Genomic DNA, 4005 nt, shown 5'->3' with positions numbered 1-4005 from the left:
AACTGCATGCCTTCGACGACTTCGAGTTCGGTCTCGGCGGTCTTGGCTTCCTCGACCGTGATGACGCCCTCATTGCCGACCTTCTGCATCGCTTCGGCGATCATCGAGCCGACCGAAGTATCGCCATTGCCGGCGATGGTGCCGACCTGGGCAACTTCTTCCGAGGTCTTGATCTTCTTGGCGTTCTTGATCAGCGTCGCGACGACGTCGGCAACGGCGAGGTCGATGCCGCGCTTCAGGTCCATCGGGTTCATGCCGGCGGCAACCGCCTTGTGGCCTTCCTGGACGATCGACTGCGCCAGAACGGTCGCGGTCGTGGTGCCGTCGCCGGCGATGTCGTTGGTCTTCGAAGCAACTTCGCGGACCATCTGCGCACCCATGTTCTCGAACTTGTCTTCAAGCTCGATTTCCTTGGCGACGGTGACGCCGTCCTTGGTGATGCGCGGTGCGCCGAACGACTTGTCGATGACGACGTTGCGGCCCTTGGGGCCGAGCGTGACCTTCACTGCGTCGGCGAGGATGTTGACGCCGCGCAGCATGCGCTCACGGGCATCACGGGAAAATTTTACGTCTTTGGCAGCCATTTTTAGCTCCTGGCAGGGGCTTGAATTGAGCCCGAAGATTTAAGTGACGGTGAGGCCGATATTCAGCCGATGATGCCCATGATGTCGGATTCCTTCATGATCAGAAGGTCTTCGCCATTGAGCTTGACTTCGGTGCCCGACCACTTGCCGAACAGGATGCGGTCGCCGGCCTTGACGTCCAGCGGGACGAGCTTGCCGGCTTCGTCACGGGCGCCGGAACCAACGGCGATGATCTCGCCTTCCTGCGGCTTTTCCTTCGCCGTATCCGGGATGATGATCCCGCCGGCAGTCTTGGATTCGGATTCAACCCGGCGTACGACCACGCGGTCATGAAGCGGGCGGAACTTCGACTTTGCCATTTTTTATTCCTCGATGAGAATGGTGAGAACAGTTCCTCCATCCGGCGGCGCCGGACCTGGTTAGCACTCACCAATGGCGAGTGCTAACGTGGCGGTGAGATAAGCCGGTGGCTGGCGAGAGTCAAGGCGCCGAGTGAGCCGATCGACGCCTGGCGACGAACTATTGGTGTCTCGGAGAACCAAGCACCAGAAGCGGGCATCGTTCCGCCAGCGGATAGGATCCGCTCGGCACGACGCGCACTTCGTCGAACCAGTCGCGCGCCTCATCGACCAGCATGGCAAGCGTCGCGAAGCAATAAGTCGTTTTGGAACCCGCATAGACGTCGATGGTGCCGATGGAGGTCATGCTCCATCCTGTCCGCGCGGCAAGGACGGCGCGGTCCGGGAAGGTCTCGTCAAAAGCGTCGCGGATCACCTGCACATTTATGGCGCGATCGGAATCGCTGGTCGTACACGCCATGGCGATCCGCCATTTGAGCGCATGGAAATTCTCAATTCCGCCGGCCAAGGCCTGGGCCTTGATGTTCTGCAAATCCTCGAAAGTCTCAGGGCCGGCGAAAACGCGGATCGCCGCGCGGCTGCCGGGCTTCAGCACTCTGGCGACCTCGCCCAGGAGGGCGCGGCGAGCGCGTGAGGAATCGACGACCGTCAGACAACCGTCGCCTATGACCGCGCCGACGCTGGCGCGGCTGAGCGGAAGGTCCAGCCAATTCCCGGTCGTTGCCTTGCGGCAGGCGCTGTCGCCCGGCCATACGCCCGAAACCATGGCGGCGGATCCGTCGACGGCCAGCATCGTCTTGCCGAGGCCGGCCAGTTCCGGGGTAACGCCCAGCAGGAGAACATCGGCCTCGTCCAGATCAAGCTCGCGTTCGACAATGCCAACTGTCTCCGGAGTTGGCCGGAGCGGCGCCTCCAGGAGCATCCAGTGACGGTGATAACTGTCCCAATGATTGGTCATGCGTGCCCGTCGGACCTAAAAAGGCTGGCGTCAACTGCCCATAGCCGCTTAATGGAAGTGGGTATGGAAGCCAAGGGGGTAGCCGTGGCGCGTATCGTCGTCATAACGCATGAGCACGATCAGTTCCTTGGCAAGCGCGATATCCTGCTGCGCAGGGGCAGTCCCTATTTGCTTTTCGACGTTCTGGGAAAATTGAAAAGACGCGGCCATTCGGTCCGGATCCAGCAAGGTCTGTCGAAGACACACAGCGCCGACGTCGCGGTTCTGCATGTCGATGCGACGATAACGCCCGCAGACTATCTCGACTATGCACGGAGTTTCCCATTCTGCCTCAATGTCGGGACGGCCGACATATCCAAACGACGGATCAGCGGAGCGTTGGTGAACGAGGGAGACGCTTGGCAAGGTCCGGTCATCGTCAAAAGCAACCTCAACAATCAGGGCATTCCAGAGACGTTCCTCAATCGGCGAGCGCGGCGCGCGAGGAAACCACCGCCTTTTCCGGACATGCCAGTCCTGCAGTCCTATGAGGTCTACGGATCTATTAGCGATATCCCGGATGGCGTCTTCGAGCGCGACGATCTGGTCGTGGACAAGTTCATTCCGGAAAAAGAACCTGATGGTTTCGCGGCGCGGTTCTGGGTGTTTTGCGGAGAGAGCGAACGTTGCACCCGCTACGTCTCGCCGAACGCCCTGGTCAAGGCGTCCGAAACGATCCGTCGTGAGCCCGTGCCTGTTCCCGACGAAATGCGCCAGCTGCGACGCGAACTCGGTTTTGACTACGGCAAGTTCGATTTCGTCATACATGAGGGCAGGGCGGTGCTGCTGGATGCCAACAAGACCCCCGGCCGCCCCAAAAACCTCGTGAAGATGTTCTCGGCCGGAGCCTCTCATTTGGCGGACGGTTTCGAAGGGCTGATCCGGCGATCGGATGCCTGATCACCACGGTCTGGTCCTTTCTCTAGATACTTGACTAAGTCAAGCAAATGATTGATCGTGTGCGGGCAGGAGGATGCCATGACGATTCATCATCAACCCGGCAAGGAGCGGATCGATGCGGTGCGAGGCTTCAACCGCTTCTACACCCGTCAGATCGGCTTGCTCGACGAAGGATGGCTGAAAAGCACCTTTTCGCTGACCGAGGCTCGGGTGCTCTATGAACTGGCGCATCGCGACGGGCTGACCGCCACCGATCTTGCGCGCGATCTCGGCCTCGACCCCGGCTATCTCAGCCGGTTGTTGAAAAAGTTCGAGGAGCGCGGCCTGGTGGAGCGCGCAGCGACTGAAGCCGATGCGCGGCGCTCGTCGATCGCGCTGACGCCGGCGGGAAGGACGGCCTTCGCGCCGCTGAACCAGGGTTCGCACGATCAGGTCGCGGCCTTGCTCGACCGGCTTTCCGCTCCGGAACAGGACAGGCTGGTCAAGGCGATGCAGACGGTGCAGCGCCTGCTGGGCGAATGTACGGAGCCCAAAATTCCCTACATGCTGCGGCCTTTGCAGGTCGGCGACATCGGCTGGATCATCCATCGCCAGGGCCTGCTCTACGCGCAGGAATATGGCTGGGACGAAACCTATGAGGCGCTGGTCGCCGAAATCCTCGGTGCCTTCGTCAAATCCTTCGATCCGAAATGGGAGCGCAGCTGGATCGCCGAGCGGGACGGGGACGTCGTCGGCTCTGTCTTCGTCGTGCGCCAGTCGGACACGGTGGCGAAGCTGCGCCTGCTCTATGTCGAACCCTCGGCGCGCGGTCTCGGCATCGGCAAGCGGCTGGTCGAGGAATGCATCGGCTTTGCCCGCGCGAAGGGATACAAGACGCTGACGCTGTGGACCAACGACGTGCTCACCTCAGCGCGCCGCATCTACGAGGCATCAGGATTCAAGCTGGCCGACGAAGAACGCCATCACGCCTTCGGCAAGGATCTGGTCGGCCAGAACTGGAACCTGGAGCTGTAACGTCTTTCCCTTCTCCCCTTGTGAGACCTTTGCACAGAAGCCGAACGGTGATTCTGTGGTGAAGGTTGGAGCAGGGAGATTCGGGATGGCGGATCGTGTTTTGGGTCAGTTGAGTCTGGCGGACGGTCTGGCGGCGTCGGATGAGACGATT

At 60.9% G+C, this 4005-nt stretch carries 5 protein-coding genes; 2 read left to right on the top strand and 3 right to left on the bottom strand.

The features are described from left to right. The 3 genes from EN885_RS32900 to EN885_RS32890 form a co-directional block, all read right to left on the bottom strand. On the bottom strand, positions 1-584 hold a 584-nt coding region (locus tag EN885_RS32900; RefSeq protein ID WP_281035182.1), incomplete at its 3' end, for a TCP-1/cpn60 chaperonin family protein. Positions 585-646: 62 nt separating this feature from the next. Further along, the gene (gene groES, locus EN885_RS32895) at positions 647-943 is read right to left on the bottom strand and encodes a co-chaperone GroES (protein ID WP_006203049.1); all 297 of its coding nucleotides are present in this window, start codon (positions 941-943) and stop codon (positions 647-649) included. A 160-nt stretch (positions 944-1103) separates the two neighbouring features. Further along, complete coding sequence (locus EN885_RS32890; RefSeq protein ID WP_128244016.1) at positions 1104-1901, bottom strand: methyltransferase domain-containing protein; 798 nt, start codon at positions 1899-1901, stop codon at positions 1104-1106. A gap of 63 nt (positions 1902-1964) precedes the next feature. Between EN885_RS32890 and EN885_RS32885 the strand changes: the two genes are divergently transcribed. After that, on the top strand, positions 1965-2840 hold the full coding sequence (locus EN885_RS32885) for a hypothetical protein (RefSeq protein WP_245493193.1): 876 nt from the start codon (positions 1965-1967) through the stop codon (positions 2838-2840). Positions 2841-2918: 78 nt separating this feature from the next. Next, positions 2919-3854, top strand: a complete 936-nt coding sequence (locus tag EN885_RS32880; RefSeq protein ID WP_128244017.1) for a helix-turn-helix domain-containing GNAT family N-acetyltransferase — start codon at positions 2919-2921, stop codon at positions 3852-3854. The last annotated feature ends 151 nt before the right edge of the window (positions 3855-4005 follow it).

The sequence above is a fragment of the Mesorhizobium sp. M6A.T.Cr.TU.014.01.1.1 genome, from assembly GCF_004022765.1.
Lineage (GTDB): Bacteria > Pseudomonadota > Alphaproteobacteria > Rhizobiales > Rhizobiaceae > Mesorhizobium > Mesorhizobium mediterraneum.
The sequence above is the reverse complement of the archived record's forward strand: the minus strand, read 5'-3'. Positions and strand labels throughout refer to the sequence as shown.